The sequence below is a fragment of the Aeromonas sp. R2-3 genome (assembly GCF_040908375.1).
GTDB classification, from domain to species: domain Bacteria; phylum Pseudomonadota; class Gammaproteobacteria; order Enterobacterales; family Aeromonadaceae; genus Aeromonas; species Aeromonas veronii.
In genome coordinates this window covers 44,167-62,959 of sequence record NZ_JBFODP010000020.1, presented here as the reverse complement: position 1 = coordinate 62,959, position 18,793 = coordinate 44,167, and the positions used below count along the sequence as shown (strand labels likewise).

Sequence of the window (18,793 nt, the reverse complement as noted above, 5' to 3'; positions counted from 1 at the left end):
GGGCACTGTTGCAAATAGTCGGTGGTGATAAACTTATCATCCCCTTTTGCTGATGGAGCTGCACATGAACCCATTCAAAGGCCGGCATTTTCAGCGTGACATCATTCTGTGGGCCGTACGCTGGTACTGCAAATACGGCATCAGTTACCGTGAGCTGCAGGAGATGCTGGCTGAACGCGGAGTGAATGTCGATCACTCCACGATTTACCGCTGGGTTCAGCGTTATGCGCCTGAAATGGAAAAACGGCTGCGCTGGTACTGGCGTAACCCTTCCGATCTTTGCCCGTGGCACATGGATGAAACCTACGTGAAGGTCAATGGCCGCTGGGCGTATCTGTACCGGGCCGTCGACAGCCGGGGCCGCACTGTCGATTTTTATCTCTCCTCCCGTCGTAACAGCAAAGCTGCATACCGGTTTCTGGGTAAAATCCTCAACAACGTGAAGAAGTGGCAGATCCCGCGATTCATCAACACGGATAAAGCGCCCGCCTATGGTCGCGCGCTTGCTCTGCTCAAACGCGAAGGCCGGTGCCCGTCTGACGTTGAACACCGACAGATTAAGTACCGGAACAACGTGATTGAATGCGATCATGGCAAACTGAAACGGATAATCGGCGCCACGCTGGGATTTAAATCCATGAAGACGGCTTACGCCACCATCAAAGGTATTGAGGTGATGCGTGCACTACGCAAAGGCCAGGCCTCAGCATTTTATTATGGTGATCCCCTGGGCGAAATGCGCCTGGTAAGCAGAGTTTTTGAAATGTAAGGCCTTTGAATAAGACAAAAGGCTGCCTCATCGCTAACTTTGCAACAGTGCCGGATTGAATATAACCGACGTGACTGTTACATTTAGGTGGCTAAACCCGTCAAGCCCTCAGGAGTGAATCATGACCGTAGTCACGACCGCCGATACCTCCCAACTGTACGCACTTGCAGCCCGACATGGGCTCAAGCTCCATGGCCCGCTGACTGTCAATGAGCTTGGGCTCGACTATAGGATCGTGATCGCCACCGTCGACGATGGACGTCGGTGGGTGCTGCGCATCCCGCGCCGAGCCGAGGTAAGCGCGAAGGTCGAACCAGAGGCGCGGGTGCTGGCAATGCTCAAGAATCGCCTGCCGTTCGCGGTGCCGGACTGGCGCGTGGCCAACGCCGAGCTCGTTGCCTATCCCATGCTCGAAGACTCGACTGCGATGGTCATCCAGCCTGGTTCGTCCACGCCCGACTGGGTCGTGCCGCAGGACTCGGAGGTCTTCGCGGAGAGCTTCGCGACCGCGCTCGCCGCCCTGCATGCCGTCCCCATTTCCGCCGCCGTGGATGCGGGGATGCTCATCCGTACACCGACGCAGGCCCGTCAGAAGGTGGCCGACGACGTTGACCGCGTCCGACGCGAGTTCGTGGTGAACGACAAGCGCCTCCACCGGTGGCAGCGCTGGCTCGACGACGATTCGTCGTGGCCAGATTTCTCCGTGGTGGTGCATGGCGATCTCTACGTGGGCCATGTGCTCATCGACAACACGGAGCGCGTCAGCGGGATGATCGACTGGAGCGAGGCCCGCGTTGATGACCCTGCCATCGACATGGCCGCGCACCTTATGGTCTTTGGTGAAGAGGGGCTCGCGAAGCTCCTCCTCACGTATGAAGCGGCCGGTGGCCGGGTGTGGCCGCGGCTCGCCCACCACATCGCGGAGCGCCTTGCGTTCGGGGCGGTCACCTACGCACTCTTCGCCCTCGACTCGGGTAACGAAGAGTACCTCGCTGCGGCGAAGGCGCAGCTCGCCGCAGCGGAATGAGCGAACGTCGATATAGCCCGCTCGCGACGCTGTTCGCGGCGACCTTTCTCTTCCGGATCGGCAACGCGGTGGCGGCCCTCGCGCTTCCATGGTTCGTCCTGTCTCATACAAAGAGCGCGGCCTGGGCGGGCGCCACGGCCGCTAGCAGCGTCATCGCGACCATCATCGGCGCGTGGGTTGGTGGTGGCCTCGTCGATCGGTTCGGGCGCGCGCCCGTCGCATTGATCTCGGGTGTGGTGGGCGGCGTGGCCATGGCGAGCATCCCACTGCTCGATGCCGTTGGCGCCCTCTCGAACACTGGGCTGATCGCTTGCGTGGTGCTCGGTGCCGCGTTCGACGCACCCGGTATGGCCGCGCAGGACAGTGAGCTGCCCAAACTCGGCCACGTCGCCGGGCTCTCCGTTGAGCGCGTCTCGTCACTGAAAGCGGTGATCGGGAACGTCGCGATTCTAGGTGGCCCGGCCCTTGGGGGGGCCGCAATCGGCCTGCTTGGCGCTGCGCCAACGCTCGGGCTGACGGCGTTCTGCTCCGTCCTTGCAGGTCTGCTCGGCGCGTGGGTGCTTCCCGCGCGTGCCGCTCGGACGATGACCACGACGGCGACTCTCTCCATGCGCGCCGGCGTCGCTTTTCTCTGGAGCGAACCCCTGCTGCGCCCTCTCTTTGGTATAGTGATGATCTTCGTGGGCATCGTTGGCGCCAACGGCAGCGTCATCATGCCTGCGCTGTTTGTAGATGCAGGACGCCAAGTAGCAGAGCTCGGGCTGTTCTCCTCAATGATGGGGGCTGGTGGTCTCCTTGGCATTGCCATTCATGCGTCGGTCGGCGCCCGGATATCAGCGCAGAACTGGCTGGCGGTGGCATTTTGTGGCTCTGCGGTGGGCTCGCTTCTGCTTTCACAGTTGCCAGGCGTGCCGGTGCTGATGTTGTTGGGCGCGCTCGTGGGACTGCTGACCGGCTCAGTCTCTCCCATTCTCAACGCTGCCATCTACAACCGCACGCCGCCAGAACTTCTCGGCCGGGTACTCGGCACGGTCTCGGCGGTGATGCTGTCAGCCTCGCCCATGGTTATGCTTGCGGCCGGCGCGTTTGTCGACCTTGCTGGTCCGCTCCCTGGCCTCGTTGTATCGGCCGTGTTTGCGGGGCTCGTGGCTCTACTCTCGCTCCGTCTTCAATTTGCTACAATGGCGGCGGCAGCCACAGCCTCCGCCCCAACCCATACAGAAGGTGAACACTGATGCCCCGCCCCAAGCTCAAGTCCGATGACGAGGTACTCGAGGCCGCCACCGTAGTGCTGAAGCGTTGCGGTCCCATAGAGTTCACGCTCAGCGGAGTAGCAAAGGAGGTGGGGCTCTCCCGCGCAGCGTTAATCCAGCGCTTCACCAACCGCGATACGCTGCTGGTGAGGATGATGGAGCGCGGCGTCGAGCAGGTGCGGCATTACCTGAATGCGATACCGATAGGCGCAGGGCCGCAAGGGCTCTGGGAATTTTTGCAGGTGCTCGTTCGGAGCATGAACACTCGCAACGACTTCTCGGTGAACTATCTCATCTCCTGGTACGAGCTCCAGGTGCCGGAGCTACGCACGCTTGCGATCCAGCGGAACCGCGCGGTGGTGGAGGGGATCCGCAAGCGACTGCCCCCAGGTGCTCCTGCGGCAGCTGAGTTGCTCCTGCACTCGGTCATCGCTGGCGCGACGATGCAGTGGGCCGTCGATCCGGATGGTGAGCTAGCTGATCATGTGCTGGCTCAGATCGCTGCCATCCTGTGTTTAATGTTTCCCGAACACGACGATTTCCAACTCCTCCAGGCACATGCGTAAACGGAGGTGTGCAGAGTCCCTGCGGCAGGCGACGAACACGACCGTCGTCGATTAGTACCGGTACGGTCGGTGGTATCGAAGTCTTGATCACCACTCAGGTCTACGGCTTACAAATGGTGACCATCCCGATACTTGCGTCAGAGCACCGGGCCGATTCTTTGACAGTGAATCACTCCCGTAAGGTTGTGCCGGTGTGGGTGTCCCGGGTCGAGACGATACTCCGCCAATGCGCCCAGCAAACAACCTGGCCATCGCAGGTGGTGGGGAGCGGTGTGGCGGATGAGTTGGACAAGTTGGTGTAGCAGCACGAGCACGGCGAGATAACATCGCAGGAGTTCGACATGCTCAAGAGACAGCTGATTGCGAATCGCGATGCAGATTCATAACCCGATTGCGGGTTGGCTTCACTCCACCATCACCGAGCAGACTAGCACGGCGGGCTCTGTTGCAAAGATTGGCGGCAGTCAGAGGTAGGCTGTCGCTCTGCGCCGATCAGGCGGCTGCTGCGAAATGGTGGTTGAGCATGCCCATGGCCTCCGTCAGCGCCGAGGGCCCAATGCCAAAAGCTCTCTCCACAAGGCGCACCTCGCCCCTGATGCCGGGCTGCAGGCACCAGGGGCGAGCCTGTCCTTTGCGCAGGGCTCGCATGACTTCGAATCCCTTGATCGTGGCATAGGCCGTGGGGATCGATTTGAAACCGCACACCGGCTTGATCAGTATCTTGAGCTTTCCGTGATCGGCCTCGATCACGTTATTGAGATACTTCACCTGCCGGTGGGCCGTCTCCCGGTCCAGCTTTCCTTCGCGCTTCAATTCGGTGATCGCTGCACCATAGCTCGGCGCTTTGTCGGTATTGAGCGTGGCAGGCTTTTCCCAGTGCTTCAGGCCTCGCAGGGCCTTGCCCAGGAACCGCTTCGCTGCCTTGGCGCTGCGGGTCGGCGACAGGTAGAAATCGATCGTGTCGCCCCGCTTGTCGACTGCCCGGTACAGGTAGGTCCACTTGCCCCGCACCTTGACGTAGGTTTCATCCAGGCGCCAGCTCGGATCAAAGCCACGCCGCCAGAACCAGCGCAGCCGCTTCTCCATCTCCGGGGCGTAGCACTGGACCCAGCGATAGATCGTCGTATGGTCGACCGAAATGCCGCGTTCCGCCAGCATTTCCTCAAGGTCGCGATAGCTGATCGGATAGCGACAATACCAGCGCACCGCCCACAGGATCACATCACCCTGGAAATGGCGCCACTTGAAATCCGTCATCGTTCCGTCCGTCCAATCTCCGCCAAGCATGCTCAAGCTTCACGATTTTTGCAACAGAGCCCACACGAGTATTGAGCATAGTCGAGATTGGTGCAGATCACTTCTGATATTGAACTGTCAGGAGCTGGCTGCACAACAGCCATTACGCCCAATCAACTGGTGCAGTCGTCTTCTGAAAATGACAATCCAGTTAGGGTATAGCTCAACCTGACATAGAAGCAAAAACTCAACCACCTTCTACCAACTCTCCGAACAGCTCCTTGACCTTTGTTTTCGCATCAGCAAGTGCAGTTCTGCCTTGTTCAGTGATGTCATAAACACGCCGTTCACGTCGCCCGGTGCGTTCGTGGCGTGAGGTCAGATAGCCTTTTTTTTCCAGGCCGTGCAGCATCGGGTACACGGTGCCAGCGCTCATCTCGTAGCCGTGTCGGCGTAGCTCTTCGATGATCCCCAGCCCAAAGACAGGTTCCTCGGCTGCATGGTGAAGGATGTGCAGGCGGATCAAACCGCCGTAGAGGTCTTTGTCAGTCATTTTTTGTGCCTCACAGAGCGACGCTCAACAGCCACCCAGCTGCACCGCTACCGAGGACAACCAGCCACGGCGGGAGCTTCCAGAACATAAGTGCGACAAGGGCAACTAATGCCAAGCCGAAGTCTTGCGGCTGAAAGATGGCGCTAGTCCATACAGGCTGATACAGCGCGGCCAGCAGCAAGCCGACTACAGCGGCATTGATCCCGGCCAGCGCAGCTTGGATGCCTGTATTGCGGCGCAAACGCTCCCAAAATGGCATTGATCCGACGACCAGCAAGAACGAGGGCGCGAAGATAGCCAGCAGACACACAATGCCGCCGATCCAGCCCGACGGGGCGGTGTTCATCGAGGCACCAAGAAACGCGGCGAACGTGAACAAAGGGCCGGGCACCGCTTGAGCTGCCCCGTACCCCGCGAGAAAGGATTCATTGTTGACCCAGCCGGAGGGCACCACTTCGGCTTGCAGTAATGGCAGCACAACGTGACCACCGCCGAACACCAGTGATCCGACACGATAGAAGGAATCCACCATTGCCATGGTTTGACTTGGCATCAGTTCGGCCAACACCGGCAGGCCAATCAGCAAGACAAAGAACAGCGAGAGCCAAAGCACGCCGGCCCGGTGACTGACCGTGATAGGTAGGGGGTCATGCTCAACAACTTTCGCTGGCTTGAACAATAACCGGCCTGCGATGCCTGCGATAGCAATCACGCCAACCTGTCCCCACGCGGACGGCACAAGTAAAACGACGCAGGTAGCAATTGCCATGATGGTGACTCGCAGCCCATCCGTGCATAGGTTACGCGCCATGCCCCATACTGCTTGAGCGACCACGGCCACAGCCACCACTTTTAAGCCATGCAACGCGCCCTGCGAGACGTAATCGCCATAGCTGGAGATGCCGAGCGCAAAAAGGATCAAGGCTATGGCAGACGGCAGCGTGAAGCCAGCCCAAGCAGCCAGCGCCCCGCTGTATCCAGCCCGAGACAGTCCTACCGCTATGCCGACCTGGCTGCTTGCAGGCCCTGGCAAGAACTGACAAAGCGCGACCAAGTCAGCATAGCTCCGTTCGGAGAGCCAGCGCCGCCGTGTGACAAATTCGGCGCGGAAGTAGCCCAAGTGCGCAATGGGGCCGCCAAAAGATGTCAATCCAAGCCGCAGAAAAATAAGAAAGACCGACCATGGTCTGCTGTCATCGGTAGGGTTATTCGTCATACTTTCGCCTTCATGATCTGCAACGAGTTGATCAATAATAAGCGAAATTCGATAACGAAATTCGATATAAATCTAGAAAAAAATACCTCTATGTGTACTACGCAGTTTTAGCTGTGGCTTTCACAGGAGCACGCTTACTTACGGCTTAGCGTGCTTTATTTTCCGTTTTCTGAGGCGATCCCTAGGAGCTCGGATCTCAGGACGAAGGTCTCCGCGAATGTCCGGTCGATCCGCGCGACGTCCCAGGCGGGCGTTCCCTTGGCGGACATCCACGCCGCAGCGTCGTGCATCAGCCGCACAACCTCGTCGATATCACCCGAGCAGGCGACCCGAACGTTCGGAGGCTCCTCGCTGTCCATTCGCTCCCCTGGCGCGGTATGAACCGCCGCCTCATAGTGCAGTTTGATCCTGACGAGCCCAGCATGTCTGCGCCCACCTTCGCGGAACCTGACCAGGGTCCGCTAGCGGGCGGCCGGAAGGTGAATGCTAGGCATGATCTAACCCTCGGTCTCTGGCGTCGCGACTGCGAAATTTCGCGAGGGTTTCCGAGAAGGTGATTGCGCTTCGCAGATCTCCAGGCGCGTGGGTGCGGACGTAGTCAGCGCCATTGCCGATCGCGTGAAGTTCCGCCGCAAGGCTCGCTGGACCCAGATCCTTTACAGGAAGGCCAACGGTGGCGCCCAAGAAGGATTTCCGCGACACCGAGACCAATAGCGGAAGCCCCAACGCCGACTTCAGCTTTTGAAGGTTCGACAGCACGTGCAGCGATGTTTCCGGTGCGGGGCTCAAGAAAAATCCCATCCCCGGATCGAGGATGAGCCGGTCGGCAGCGACCCCGCTCCGTCGCAAGGCGGAAACCCGCGCCTCGAAGAACCGCACAATCTCGTCGAGCGCGTCTTCGGGTCGAAGGTGACCGGTGCGGGTGGCGATGCCATCCCGCTGCGCTGAGTGCATAACCACCAGCCTGCAGTCCGCCTCAGCAATATCGGGATAGAGCGCAGGGTCAGGAAATCCTTGGATATCGTTCAGGTAGCCCACGCCGCGCTTGAGCGCATAGCGCTGGGTTTCCGGTTGGAAGCTGTCGATTGAAACACGGTGCATCTGATCGGACAGGGCGTCTAAGAGCGGCGCAATACGTCTGATCTCATCGGCCGGCGATACAGGCCTCGCGTCCGGATGGCTGGCGGCCGGTCCGACATCCACGACGTCTGATCCGACTCGCAGCATTTCGATCGCCGCGGTGACAGCGCCGGCGGGGTCTAGCCGCCGGCTCTCATCGAAGAAGGAGTCCTCGGTGAGATTCAGAATGCCGAACACCGTCACCATGGCGTCGGCCTCCGCAGCGACTTCCACGATGGGGATCGGGCGAGCAAAAAGGCAGCAATTATGAGCCCCATACCTACAAAGCCCCACGCATCAAGCTTTTGCCCATGAAGCAACCAGGCAATGGCTGTAATTATGACGACGCCGAGTCCCGACCAGACTGCATAAGCAACACCGACAGGGATGGATTTCAGAACCAGAGAAAGAAAATAAAATGCGATGCCATAACCGATTATGACAACGGCGGAAGGGGCAAGCTTAGTAAAGCCCTCGCTAGATTTTAATGCGGATGTTGCGATTACTTCGCCAACTATTGCGATAACAAGAAAAAGCCAGCCTTTCATGATATATCTCCCAATTTGTGTAGGGCTTATTATGCACGCTTAAAAATAATAAAAGCAGACTTGACCTGATAGTTTGGCTGTGAGCAATTATGTGCTTAGTGCATCTAACGCCGCTAAGCAGCGGCACATTTTGCGTTTTGAGCGCAGCGAAGCAAAATGTGTCCGATGGCTTGGATGGTTAACCCCTTTGCCAGATTTGATAGCGATAATTTATATTTGAATGAAATTCCTGCTCGAACACCACATTGAACTCTTTGGGGATTTCCGGAAAGAAAACATTGCCCTCTGGCTCGGAATCTATTGTCGAGATATGTAGCGTGTCGGCATGGGCGATCAGACTCTTGTAGATCTCTCCACCACCAGAAACAACAACATGGTTCGTAAGAGTCTTTAGCTCCCTCATTGCTGCTTCTATAGATGGAAACACAACCACATCATCGTTAGTAGCTACCGATCCTGAGCGGCTGACAACTGCATACTTTCTATTTGGGAGAGCCCCCATTGCCTCAAATGTTTTACGGCCGACTAAGAGCCATTGATTGTAAGTTATTGCTTTAAAAAGCAGCTGCTCACCTTTAGCGTTCCACGGGATATCCGAGCCGCAGCCAATAACCCCATTTCTTGCTTTTGCAGCCATTAGTGATATTTTCACGATACTCCTTTGGGTTAACGCCGCCATAAACGGCGACAGGGTGGCGCGCCTATTGCGCATAAAATGGCGAAGCCATGCGCAACAGGCGCGGAATCTCTGGCGTCCGGTTTGATGGCTTTGTTATGCAAAGGACTAGTCTTCAATGACGTGTAAACCACGGCGCTTTAAGTCCTCCAACGAATCCAACATTCCCCTTATTAATTCAACAGGATGCCCCTCCCAGTCTTCAACAACGCCAACAATTCTCAAGGGTTCGCAGGTTCTATAGGACTGTGTTGGATTACCGGGAAATCTTTTGTTCGTAAGATTCGGATCGTCTTCGAACGGTCCTGTTGGCTCAACTATGTATATGTAGCCGCGACCCTCGAGGCCAGACAGTGACATAGCAAGTTCAGCTCCCCAAACTGCTGGCTCCATCAAGGCTGAAAAGTAGATGTGCTTAAGAATACGACCGTCCTCGAAATGAGAGATGAACCCTGTGGTTAGCAAGTCACCAATCGCCAAATTGGCTTTGGTTCCATGATAGAACGGTCCTTGCACCTGCTTGTAATTATCATGAGAGATGGGAATCCAATCTTTTACCATTTTAAGACCCTTAATTGTTGGGATTTGGCTGCATAACTTTGTTTTAGGGCGACTGCCCTGCTGCGTAACATCGTTGCTGCTCCATAACATCAAACATCGACCCACGGCGTAACGCGCTTGCTGCTTGGATGCCCGAGGCATAGACTGTACAAAAAAACAGTCATAACAAGCCATGAAAACCGCCACTGCGCCGTTACCACCGCTGCGTTCGGTCAAGGTTCTGGACCAGTTGCGTGAGCGCATACGCTACTTGCATTACAGCTTACGAACCGAACAGGCTTATGTCCACTGGGTTCGTGCCTTCATCCGTTTCCACGGTGTGCGTCACCCGGCAACCTTGGGCAGCAGCGAAGTCGAGGCATTTCTGTCCTGGCTGGCGAACGAGCGCAAGGTTTCGGTCTCCACGCATCGTCAGGCATTGGCGGCCTTGCTGTTCTTCTACGGCAAGGTGCTGTGCACGGATCTGCCCTGGCTTCAGGAGATCGGAAGACCTCGGCCGTCGCGGCGCTTGCCGGTGGTGCTGACCCCGGATGAAGTGGTTCGCATCCTCGGTTTTCTGGAAGGCGAGCATCGTTTGTTCGCCCAGCTTCTGTATGGAACGGGCATGCGGATCAGTGAGGGTTTGCAACTGCGGGTCAAGGATCTGGATTTCGATCACGGCACGATCATCGTGCGGGAGGGCAAGGGCTCCAAGGATCGGGCCTTGATGTTACCCGAGAGCTTGGCACCCAGCCTGCGCGAGCAGCTGTCGCGTGCACGGGCATGGTGGCTGAAGGACCAGGCCGAGGGCCGCAGCGGCGTTGCGCTTCCCGACGCCCTTGAGCGGAAGTATCCGCGCGCCGGGCATTCCTGGCCGTGGTTCTGGGTTTTTGCGCAGCACACGCATTCGACCGATCCACGGAGCGGTGTCGTGCGTCGCCATCACATGTATGACCAGACCTTTCAGCGCGCCTTCAAACGTGCCGTAGAACAAGCAGGCATCACGAAGCCCGCCACACCGCACACCCTCCGCCACTCGTTCGCGACGGCCTTGCTCCGCAGCGGTTACGACATTCGAACCGTGCAGGATCTGCTCGGCCATTCCGACGTCTCTACGACGATGATTTACACGCATGTGCTGAAAGTTGGCGGTGCCGGAGTGCGCTCACCGCTTGATGCGCTGCCGCCCCTCACTAGTGAGAGGTAGGGCAGCGCAAGTCAATCCTGGCGGATTCACTACCCCTGCGCGAAGGCCATCGGTGCCGCATCGAACGGCCGGTTGCGGAAAGTCCTCCCTGCGTCCGCTGATGGCCGGCAGCAGCCCGTCGTTGCCTGATGGATCCAACCCCTCCGCTGCTATAGTGCAGTCGGCTTCTGACGTTCAGTGCAGCCGTCTTCTGAAAACGACACAATATAAGTGGTTTCAATATGATTTTCGAGAGGGTATTAAGTGGTTTTAATGGGGTATACCTTTTTAGAACCACCACATGACGATCGAAACACAACCTTTCGATAGCCTTTTGATCTGACAGCACAAACTTTAAGTGTGATCCGTCATCACAAAGTCGCTTTTGAGTTGTATTTGAGTATTTAAGCGACGTTGCTCACCATTCCTGATCTGCTGAATGGGATGCCAAAGGAGGAAATCTACAGAAGCTGGGCTTTGAGGTGAGTCATCTTTTCGACTCACCGAACAAGCCAGCAGCCAAGCGTAGCGCGGCAGTTCTTTACCCCATGGCTTGGTAATCTCCCCGTCTGCTGTTCTCTTACCCGCTATAGGGGATAAATGTTAGATACCGCCTACAGCGTGTAAGTTACATTTACCTCCTATAACAGGTAAATATTGATATACCTGCCATAGCGTGTAAATTGGAAGAAGGCACGCTACCAGGTTGTCGAATCATGAAAGTAACCAGCGCCAAGCAGCTGAGCGCCTGTATCAAGGATGCCAGGCTTTCTCAAAAGCTCTCTCAAGGCAAAGTGGCCGAGAAAGTAGGGATTAGGCAAGACACAGTCTCCAGCTTCGAGCTCAACCCTGAGTCCACCAAGCTGGAGACCCTGTTCAAGATCCTCGCGGCACTCGAGTTGTCAGTGGATATCAAACCCCGCAATGAGTCATCCGAGAGTCCGGCATCGGGCTGGAAGGAGGAGTGGTAATGGCCAATCTGGCTGTCTATATGAACGGCTATCGGGTAGGCACATTCACCAAAACTACCAGCGGCACCCATCATTTTCAGTACCATGAGTCATGGCTAGCACAACCGGGCAGCCGTCCGATCTCACTCTCCATGCCATTGCGCCATCAGACCTACCGGGGCGATGAAGCCTATAACTTCTTCGACAACCTGCTGCCAGATAATACGGAGGTGAGAAACAGGGTTGTAGCACGCTATCAAGCGGCATCAACCCAGCCCTTCGATCTGCTCAGTTGCATTGGCCAGGATAGCGTAGGGGCATTACAGCTGGTTACCGAAGGGCACGATGTTCCAGATGTCAGGCGAATCGACTACAAGGCACTTTCCGATGACGAGCTCGAGCAGATCCTGACCAGCTACAAATCAGGAATCCCTTTGGGGATGGTCAGGGAGCAAGAGGAGTTCCGGATCTCTATCGCCGGGGCGCAAGAAAAGACTGCACTGCTCTATCTCGATGGCCGTTGGTACTTGCCACTCAATGCAACGCCGACAACCCACATAATCAAACTCCCTATCGGCAAGATTGAAAGCCACTCCTACTCGATAGACCTCTCCCAGAGCGTAGAAAACGAATATCTCTGCACTCTGATTGCCAAGGAGTTTGGTCTACCCGTACCTCACTGCTTCATGATGCAGGTTGGCCAGGTCAAAGCACTGGCTGTGGAACGCTTCGACAGACGTTACGCTGCCGATCGCAGTTGGATCATGCGCCTTCCCCAAGAAGATTTCTGTCAGGTATTGAATGTTCCGTCAGCACGGAAATACGAGAACCATGGAGGACCGGGGATCACTGACATCATGAAAACCTTGCTGGGCTCTGCGACACCAGAACAGGATCGCTACCTATTCATGAAATCTCAGGTCCTGTTCTGGCTGCTGGCGGCCACCGATGGCCATGCAAAAAACTTCTCGGTCTTTATTGAGCCGGAAGGGCGTTTTCGCCTGACCCCTTTTTACGACATCCTATCTGTCTATCCAGTATTTGGCGGCCGAGGCCTCAACCGAAGGGACGCCAAGCTCGCTATGGGCCTAGCAAGCAGCAAGGGAAAGAAGTACGCCATTGAGCAGATATTCCCGCGTCATTTCTTCCAAACGGCGAAAGCTGTGGGATTTGAGCGTTCTGCTATGGAAGAGATCCTGACAGAACTGGCCAACTCCGTTGATGATGTTATTGAGCGCGTTACACAGCAATTGCCAGCAGGCTTCCCCGATACCATCAGCAGCACCATTCTAGAGGGCCTAAAAGCCCGCTCAGCCAGGCTGATAAAGGGCTGGGATTAAAATGGCGGTATGTGGGATGACTGCACGGTTAGCCAAACTACCTATGGGAAACTTGCACGGTTCGAAGAGTAAAGCGGCTTTCCAGGTTCCGGACGGTGCTATAGTCGGTTCAAAATATGTTCAAAACTCACTTAAAAGGCGGCTTTGACTGCGTGTGGTGGCATCGCGTTGATTCATATGGGAAGGCTGCACGATCGAGAATGGACTATGTGGGAACGCTGCACGATGGCAGAAACCCGTGAGCGGCCTCTCAATATGCTGTTTTAGTTACTTTTACCCCAAGTGGCCCCCGAAAAGTCACTAACATATTGAAGATAATAAATTATTTACATTCTGCATCGGCAAGTAACGCCGCACGACAGACAATAAAAAGCCCGGGTTCATCCCGGGCTTTTTATTGTCTATTTTTTGTCCGCAACCCTAGAGGCGGCGCAGACACCACATGAAGTAAGCGCCCCCTAACAAGGTGGAGACCAGCCCGACCGGCACCTCCTGCGGGAAGAGGATCTGCTGGCCGACCCAGTCCGCCGATACCATCAGCAGGGCGCCGGAAGCGGCGGCCCCAAGCAGGTGCCAGCGTGCCCGCACCAACCCCATCAGCTTGGCCATATGTGGCGCCAGAAGACCGACGAACGAGAGCGGCCCCACCACCAGAGTGGCGCTGGCGGTGAGCACGGCCACCAGCAGCAGGATGGCAAGCTGGGCACGGTTGAGGCTAATGCCCAGCGCGGTCGCTACAGCACTTCCCATCGGCAGCAGATCGAGCCAGCGGCTCACCAGCAGGCAGGCGGCCAGCATCAACAGCGCCAGCCCCACCAGCCCATAGGCCACCGGCAGGGTGACGTAGTAGGTGGAGCCGGACATCCAGGAGAGCAGTTGCTGCACTCGCATGTCGCCGTTGGCCAGCGCAATAGCCTGCAGCGGCTCAAACAACGCTGTGATGGCGATACCTGAGAGCAGGATCCGCTCCGGCTGGAAGCCGTGCTTGCGATTGACCAGCACCAGCAGCAAGAGACAAGCGAAGGCACCGAGCAGGCCACCGACCAGCATCAGCGGCAGGGGCAATGCGGGCAGCAACAACGCCGTCGCTATCACCCCCATAAAGGTGCCGCCGCTCACCCCCAGCAGCTCCGGGCTCGCCATCGGGTTGTTGCTGACCCGTTGCAACAGGGTGCCCGCCAGCGCCAGCAGCACGCCAGCCGCCCCCGCCGCCAGAGTACGCGGCAGCCGCCACTCCAGTTGGGCTTGCCAGCGGAGCCAGCTCGGACAGCTCCAGCCCGCCATACCCTGCCCAACCAGCAGGGAGGCGACCACGGCCAGCAGCAGCCCGACCAGCAACAGGCCGACAAGGCGAGCCGGAGCCGGATGGCGAGCCACCAGCAGGGCGGCGTTAGCCTTCGGCGTACCCGACTTGATACCCAGGCGCGGGATCAGCCAGAGCAGCAGCGGCGCCCCCAGCAGGGCGGTCATGGCGCCGGTGGGGATCAAGACTGGCCAGAAGCGGCTAAGGCTCTGCAGCAGCAAATCGGTGGCCGCCAGCAGCAGGGCGCCGAGGATCGGTGCCCACAATAGCCGCTGGCCAAGCTGGCGGATCCCGAGCAGCCGCACCATGGCCGGTGCAGCCAACCCGATAAAGCCGATCAGCCCAACCACGCTCACCACGCAAGCGGTGACAAATACCGCCAAGCCAAGCCCCGCCAGTCGCAAGTGTTGGAGGGAGACCCCCAGACTACGGGCGCTGGCATCATCCAACTCCAGCACTGCCAGTGGGCGTACCAGCACAACAGCCAGCGCAGCGGCTACCAGCAGGCGGGGTAACAGGTAACTCACCCCGCTCCAGCTGTTCTGCACTAGCGAGCCACTGCCCCACACCAGCAAGCCTTTCAGCTCCTCCTGAAAGAACAGCAAGAGCCCCATGCTGATGGCCGCCAGATAGAGGTTGATCACCAGCCCGGCAAAGACGATGACCACCGGATTGAGCTGGCGACGCCAGGCCAGGGCAAACACCAGTGCCATCGCGAGGCTGCCACCGGCCATGGCGATCCACTCCCGCCCCAGCAGCAACCAGGAGGGGGCAAACAGGGTCACCATCATCAACGCCAGCTGGGCGCCGGAGGCTACCCCCAAGGTGGTCGGTGATGCGAGCGGGTTGCGCAGCACCTGCTGCATCAGGGTGCCCGCCAGCCCGAGCGCCGCCCCGGCCAACAGGGTGACAACCAGGCGGGGTAGCCAGCTGAAATGCACCACCGCTTGGCTGACGTCATCCAGATTGGGGGCGAACAGGCTCTGCCACCAGAGCGCACCGGGCAGCTGGCAAGCCAGCTCCCAATACGCGAGCAAGAAGGTCAACCCCAGCAGGATCGAGACCGGCCGCAGCAGCGGCGATGTGAGCAGTCGCTTCATCGGCTAGCCTCCATACGCTCGGCATCTTGCAACAATGCATCACTGAGCAGACCGGCGAAACGGCGGGCGGCAAGTACGCCGCCAAAACTCCAGACCGCAGGCAGATGCAGCACGGGGGCTTGGCGTACCAGCGGCAGATGCTGCCACAGCCCAGGCTCCTGCAGCCGTTCGCTCACCCCTACCGGGATGGGATCGACCACCACCAGCCGCGCGGTTGGCAAGGTCATAAACTGCTCGATGCTGACCACCGAGAAACCCCAGTCATTGGTCTGCTCCTGCCAGCCATTACGCAGCCCAAGCCGCGTCGTCACCGCATCAAACAGGCTGTGGCGACCAAACACCCGCACATGGCGCTCATCGATAAACTGCACCACCAGCAGGGGCGGCAGATCCGCAGGCAATCCGGCCTGCATACTGGCAAGATCCCGATCCAGCCCGGCCAGCAGCCGCTCGCCCTCGGCGGTTTTGTCCACCATACGGGCGAGGGTCAGGGTCACCTCGTGCAGCCGCTGCCACAGATCGGTTTGCCCATCATAGAGGGCGATGGTGCTCACCGGTGCAATGCGGGAAAGAGTTGGCGCCAGCGGGGCTGCCAGCGGCGAGATGAGGATGCGATCGGGTTTGAGCTCCGCCAGCAGCTCACGGTTGGGCTGGGTGCGCAGGCCGATATCCACCACTCCGGCAGGTAGCAGTGGCTCGCCGACCCATGCCTGATAGGGGCCTGCATCCCCAACGGCCAGCGGCGTCACCCCGAGTGCCAGCAGGGTCTCGGCGATGGTCCAGTCGACGGTGGCGATACGGGGTAGCGGCGCAGAAGCGATCGAGGATGTGTCGGCCTGCGCCACAAGTGGTAACAACAGGCTGATAAGGCAGGGAGCCATCTTCTTCAATAAACGGTTCAAGAGAGTCCCCCGGTCAGACGATGGCGATGGGATGAGCATGAGCCGGGTGGCGAATCACCTCCATCGGAATGCCATAGATGGCGTGCAGGGTCTCGCTGGTCATGAGCCCCTCAGGTTCGCCGTGGGTAAGCAGGCGGCCGGAATGGAGCGCCACCAGCCGATCGCAGAAACGGGAGGCCATATTGATGTCGTGAATGACGATGATGACCCCGAGGTTGAGCTGGCGACTGAGCTGTCTGACCAGGGTCAGCACCTCCACCTGATGGGCCACATCCAGCGCGGCCAGCGGCTCGTCCAGCAGGATGAAGCGGCTCTCTTGGGCCAGCAGCATCGCCAGCCAGACCCGCCCCCGCTCACCGCCGGAGAGGGTATCCACCAGCCGATCGGCAAAGCGTTCGGTATGGGTAAGGGCGATGGCACGCTCGACCTGACGGTGATCCTCAGCCCCCATCCGGCCCAGCAGGCCGCGCCAGGGGTAGCGGCCCATCTCCACCAGCTCCCGCCCGAGCAGATTCTCGGCGCTCGGCAAATGCTGGGGCAGATAGGCCACCTGACGGGCAAACTCCCGATTGCCCCAGTCGGGCAGCGGCTTGCCATCGAACAGGATCTCGCCGTCGCTGAGAGGTTGCTGGCGAGCCAGCAGCTTGAGCAGGGTCGATTTGCCCGAACCATTGTGGCCGATGAGGCCATAGACCTGTCCCTGCTCGAAACGCAGGTCGGTGGGGTGCAGCAGCGTGCGGTCATTGACCGTGAAGCTGGCTGATTTCATCTCGAACATAAGCAATTCCTGTGCTGGCTTACCGCCAGTCTCATCGGTGCCGGCATCAAGCCGGCACCTCGCAATCCAGGTGGGCGATAGCATCGCGGCTCACTTCGGCGCGCCGCGCCCCAGTCAGCTCAGTGAGCTGGCCCTGACGCATCTCCAGCAGACGATCGGCTAGCGGGAAGTAGTGATCGTCGTGGCTGATGGCAATCACCGTCTTGCCCATCTCCTTGAGGCGCGGCAACAGCACCTGATAGAAGATGCGGCGGAACTGGGGATCCTGATCCGCAGCCCACTCATCAAACAGCATCACCTCGCGCTGCTCGGCCAGCGCCAGCAGCAGGGCGACCCGCTTGCGCTGCCCTTGAGAGAGATCGATATCGGCGATAAAGCCATCCTCGATGGTGAGCTTGCTGCCCATCTGCAACCGCTCCAGCCACTCGGCCACCAGCTCATCCTTGGGTTCCGGCCCCAGCAGGTGCTGGAACAGGTGATAGTCGGTAAAGATGGCGGAGAAGAGAGCCAGATAGCCGTTGCGATCGGTGATCGGCTCACCATCCAGCAGGATCCGGCCCGATACCGGCTGGTAAAGGCCGGTCAGCAGCATGGCCAGGGTCGACTTGCCGGAGCCATTGCCGCCGATGATGAAGATCTGCTCCCCCTTTTCGATGACCAGATCGATGGGGCCAACGGCAAAACCGCCCTCCCCCTGATAGTGAAAGCTCACCAGCTCCAACTCGATACGCTGCCAAGGGCGGATGGCGGGCGGCAGCGGGAAGTCCGCATCCGGCTCGGCCAGATTGAGGGCGGCGATCTTGTCGAACGCCACCTGAGCGGCAAGCAGGGTCGGCAGGGCGCCAATCCCCTGCAACAGCGGGGTGCGCAGGAACAGCAGGGTCAGGGCGAAGGTGGCGGCCACATTGGTGTTGGCCCAGCCAAGGCCGTTGGCCAGAAAGAAGACCAGACCGATGGCCCCCAGCATCATGATATTCGACCAGTTCACCGCGCTCAGGTGATAGGTGTCGGCGCGGATGATCTGCTGGCGGTAGTCACGGGCATTCTGCTCATAGAGCTGGTGGTAAACGAAGTGAGCCCGCTCGCGGTTGAGCGCCAGCTCCTTGCTGCCCGCGATGATGGCCTGATAGTTCTGATAGAGCCGATCTTCGGCCTGACGCATGTGGGAGAGATGGCGATAAACACGGTTCACCAGCAACCAGCCCACCACCATGGTGACGGTGACCCAGAGCGCAGTCACCCCGAGCAATGCAGGAGAGAGCCAGCCAAGGTAAAGGGCAGAACCCAGCGTGAGCACCAGCCCCTGCACCAGCTCAGGCAGGCGCACGAAGGCGATGGTGATCTGGCCGATATCGCTGGAGAGGGAGGCCAGCAGTGGCCCCTGACCAATCTGGCGGATGCGGGCGACATCGGTATCCAACAGTTGCTTGAGCAGACGGCCACGCAACCGGTAGACAAAATGGTGACCGAGAGTGGTCAGGGCCAACTGAGATCCAAGTGTGACCACCAGCAGCAACACAACCAGGCCGACCAGCTGACCGAGGATCGGCAGCGGATCACCTATAGATTCGATAAGAGACTGATTGATAAAGGCAATGACGCCAATCCCGCTGACGGCACTGAGCAGACTGAGCAGGGTAATGACGATAAAGGGCCAACGATATTGGCGATAAACCAGAGACAAGAGTTCCATAACGGACCGGTATTCCAGAGAGATCAGAACAACTGCGG

At 58.6% G+C, this 18,793-nt stretch carries 19 protein-coding genes; 7 read left to right on the top strand and 12 right to left on the bottom strand.

What is annotated here, in order from left to right; translation table 11 throughout:
* Window positions 1-64 precede the first annotated feature (64 nt).
* The 4 genes from AB5Z02_RS09820 (at window position 65) to mphR(A) (ending at window position 3,615) form a co-directional block, all read left to right on the top strand.
* Window positions 65-769, top strand: a complete 705-nt coding sequence (locus AB5Z02_RS09820) for an IS6-like element IS26 family transposase (RefSeq protein ID WP_001067855.1) — start codon at window positions 65-67, stop codon at window positions 767-769.
* A gap of 121 nt (window positions 770-890) precedes the next feature.
* Entirely contained in the window at window positions 891-1,796 is a 906-nt protein-coding gene (locus tag AB5Z02_RS09815) for an Mph(A) family macrolide 2'-phosphotransferase (RefSeq protein ID WP_000219391.1), read from the top strand.
* Window positions 1,793-3,031: a macrolide resistance MFS transporter Mrx(A) gene (mrx(A), locus tag AB5Z02_RS09810; protein ID WP_000004159.1), complete on the top strand. Its 1,239-nt coding sequence runs from the start codon at window positions 1,793-1,795 to the stop codon at window positions 3,029-3,031. The genes AB5Z02_RS09815 and mrx(A) overlap by 4 nt, the downstream gene beginning before the upstream one ends.
* Window positions 3,031-3,615, top strand: a complete 585-nt coding sequence (gene mphR(A), locus AB5Z02_RS09805) for a macrolide-binding transcriptional repressor MphR(A) (protein WP_001137892.1) — start codon at window positions 3,031-3,033, stop codon at window positions 3,613-3,615. The genes mrx(A) and mphR(A) overlap by 1 nt, the downstream gene beginning before the upstream one ends.
* 492 nt (window positions 3,616-4,107) lie before the next feature.
* Here the strand turns inward: mphR(A) and AB5Z02_RS09800 are convergent, their stop codons facing one another.
* From AB5Z02_RS09800 to AB5Z02_RS09765, 8 genes are all read right to left on the bottom strand, one after another.
* A complete protein-coding gene (locus tag AB5Z02_RS09800; RefSeq protein WP_201915021.1) occupies window positions 4,108-4,872 on the bottom strand; it encodes an IS6-like element IS6100 family transposase in 765 nt (254 codons plus the stop codon).
* Window positions 4,873-5,098: 226 nt separating this feature from the next.
* Window positions 5,099-5,404: a PadR family transcriptional regulator gene (locus tag AB5Z02_RS09795; RefSeq protein ID WP_000130000.1), complete on the bottom strand. Its 306-nt coding sequence runs from the start codon at window positions 5,402-5,404 to the stop codon at window positions 5,099-5,101.
* A 10-nt stretch (window positions 5,405-5,414) separates the two neighbouring features.
* The gene (gene chrA / locus AB5Z02_RS09790; protein WP_000184001.1) at window positions 5,415-6,620 is read right to left on the bottom strand and encodes a chromate efflux transporter; all 1,206 of its coding nucleotides are present in this window, start codon (window positions 6,618-6,620) and stop codon (window positions 5,415-5,417) included.
* Window positions 6,621-6,775: 155 nt separating this feature from the next.
* Window positions 6,776-6,979, bottom strand: coding sequence for a hypothetical protein (locus AB5Z02_RS09785; RefSeq protein WP_000376616.1), 204 nt, complete (start codon window positions 6,977-6,979; stop codon window positions 6,776-6,778).
* Between the two features lie 127 nt (window positions 6,980-7,106).
* Complete coding sequence (gene sul1 / locus AB5Z02_RS09780) at window positions 7,107-7,946, bottom strand: sulfonamide-resistant dihydropteroate synthase Sul1 (protein ID WP_000259031.1); 840 nt, start codon at window positions 7,944-7,946, stop codon at window positions 7,107-7,109.
* Entirely contained in the window at window positions 7,940-8,287 is a 348-nt protein-coding gene (locus AB5Z02_RS09775; protein ID WP_000679427.1) for a quaternary ammonium compound efflux SMR transporter QacE delta 1, read from the bottom strand. The genes sul1 and AB5Z02_RS09775 overlap by 7 nt, the downstream gene beginning before the upstream one ends.
* Window positions 8,288-8,465: 178 nt before the next feature.
* Window positions 8,466-8,939: a trimethoprim-resistant dihydrofolate reductase DfrA27 gene (gene dfrA27, locus AB5Z02_RS09770; protein ID WP_001749985.1), complete on the bottom strand. Its 474-nt coding sequence runs from the start codon at window positions 8,937-8,939 to the stop codon at window positions 8,466-8,468.
* A gap of 132 nt (window positions 8,940-9,071) precedes the next feature.
* Entirely contained in the window at window positions 9,072-9,524 is a 453-nt protein-coding gene (locus tag AB5Z02_RS09765) for an NAD(+)--rifampin ADP-ribosyltransferase Arr-3 (protein WP_001749986.1), read from the bottom strand.
* Between the two features lie 172 nt (window positions 9,525-9,696).
* Between AB5Z02_RS09765 and intI1 the strand changes: the two genes are divergently transcribed.
* The 3 genes from intI1 (at window position 9,697) to AB5Z02_RS09750 (ending at window position 12,979) form a co-directional block, all read left to right on the top strand.
* Entirely contained in the window at window positions 9,697-10,710 is a 1,014-nt protein-coding gene (gene intI1 / locus AB5Z02_RS09760) for a class 1 integron integrase IntI1 (RefSeq protein ID WP_000845048.1), read from the top strand.
* A 695-nt stretch (window positions 10,711-11,405) separates the two neighbouring features.
* On the top strand, window positions 11,406-11,660 hold the full coding sequence (locus AB5Z02_RS09755) for a helix-turn-helix domain-containing protein (protein WP_017410478.1): 255 nt from the start codon (window positions 11,406-11,408) through the stop codon (window positions 11,658-11,660).
* Window positions 11,660-12,979 carry a type II toxin-antitoxin system HipA family toxin gene (locus AB5Z02_RS09750; RefSeq protein WP_201915019.1) on the top strand — a complete coding sequence of 440 codons (1,320 nt, stop codon included), beginning with the start codon at window positions 11,660-11,662 and terminating at the stop codon, window positions 12,977-12,979. Before AB5Z02_RS09755 ends, AB5Z02_RS09750 begins: the two co-directional genes overlap by 1 nt.
* 420 nt (window positions 12,980-13,399) lie before the next feature.
* Here the strand turns inward: AB5Z02_RS09750 and fhuB are convergent, their stop codons facing one another.
* The 4 genes from fhuB to AB5Z02_RS09730 are packed head-to-tail and all read right to left on the bottom strand — an operon-like array spanning window position 13,400 to window position 18,755.
* Window positions 13,400-15,382 carry a Fe(3+)-hydroxamate ABC transporter permease FhuB gene (fhuB, locus tag AB5Z02_RS09745; RefSeq protein ID WP_368215916.1) on the bottom strand — a complete coding sequence of 661 codons (1,983 nt, stop codon included), beginning with the start codon at window positions 15,380-15,382 and terminating at the stop codon, window positions 13,400-13,402.
* A complete protein-coding gene (locus AB5Z02_RS09740; RefSeq protein ID WP_368215917.1) occupies window positions 15,379-16,263 on the bottom strand; it encodes an ABC transporter substrate-binding protein in 885 nt (294 codons plus the stop codon). Before AB5Z02_RS09740 ends, fhuB begins: the two co-directional genes overlap by 4 nt.
* A gap of 34 nt (window positions 16,264-16,297) precedes the next feature.
* Window positions 16,298-17,062: an ATP-binding cassette domain-containing protein gene (locus tag AB5Z02_RS09735; RefSeq protein ID WP_043820686.1), complete on the bottom strand. Its 765-nt coding sequence runs from the start codon at window positions 17,060-17,062 to the stop codon at window positions 16,298-16,300.
* Between the two features lie 46 nt (window positions 17,063-17,108).
* Window positions 17,109-18,755, bottom strand: a complete 1,647-nt coding sequence (locus tag AB5Z02_RS09730) for a multidrug ABC transporter permease/ATP-binding protein (protein ID WP_368215915.1) — start codon at window positions 18,753-18,755, stop codon at window positions 17,109-17,111.
* Window positions 18,756-18,793: the final 38 nt, after the last annotated feature.

Coding starts and splice junctions, on each gene's coding strand:
- chrA (WP_000184001.1), bottom strand. CDS start 6,620: ATGACGAATAACCCTACCGATGACAGCAGACCATGGTCGGTCTTTCTT.
- fhuB (WP_368215916.1), bottom strand. CDS start 15,382: ATGAAGCGACTGCTCACATCGCCGCTGCTGCGGCCGGTCTCGATCCTG.
- AB5Z02_RS09795 (WP_000130000.1), bottom strand. CDS start 5,404: ATGACTGACAAAGACCTCTACGGCGGTTTGATCCGCCTGCACATCCTT.
- intI1 (WP_000845048.1), top strand. CDS start 9,697: ATGAAAACCGCCACTGCGCCGTTACCACCGCTGCGTTCGGTCAAGGTT.
- AB5Z02_RS09765 (WP_001749986.1), bottom strand. CDS start 9,524: ATGGTAAAAGATTGGATTCCCATCTCTCATGATAATTACAAGCAGGTG.
- AB5Z02_RS09735 (WP_043820686.1), bottom strand. CDS start 17,062: ATGTTCGAGATGAAATCAGCCAGCTTCACGGTCAATGACCGCACGCTG.
- AB5Z02_RS09820 (WP_001067855.1), top strand. CDS start 65: ATGAACCCATTCAAAGGCCGGCATTTTCAGCGTGACATCATTCTGTGG.
- AB5Z02_RS09785 (WP_000376616.1), bottom strand. CDS start 6,979: ATGGACAGCGAGGAGCCTCCGAACGTTCGGGTCGCCTGCTCGGGTGAT.
- AB5Z02_RS09755 (WP_017410478.1), top strand. CDS start 11,406: ATGAAAGTAACCAGCGCCAAGCAGCTGAGCGCCTGTATCAAGGATGCC.
- AB5Z02_RS09730 (WP_368215915.1), bottom strand. CDS start 18,755: ATGGAACTCTTGTCTCTGGTTTATCGCCAATATCGTTGGCCCTTTATC.
- AB5Z02_RS09800 (WP_201915021.1), bottom strand. CDS start 4,872: ATGACGGATTTCAAGTGGCGCCATTTCCAGGGTGATGTGATCCTGTGG.
- AB5Z02_RS09815 (WP_000219391.1), top strand. CDS start 891: ATGACCGTAGTCACGACCGCCGATACCTCCCAACTGTACGCACTTGCA.
- AB5Z02_RS09740 (WP_368215917.1), bottom strand. CDS start 16,263: ATGGCTCCCTGCCTTATCAGCCTGTTGTTACCACTTGTGGCGCAGGCC.
- sul1 (WP_000259031.1), bottom strand. CDS start 7,946: ATGGTGACGGTGTTCGGCATTCTGAATCTCACCGAGGACTCCTTCTTC.
- AB5Z02_RS09775 (WP_000679427.1), bottom strand. CDS start 8,287: ATGAAAGGCTGGCTTTTTCTTGTTATCGCAATAGTTGGCGAAGTAATC.
- AB5Z02_RS09750 (WP_201915019.1), top strand. CDS start 11,660: ATGGCCAATCTGGCTGTCTATATGAACGGCTATCGGGTAGGCACATTC.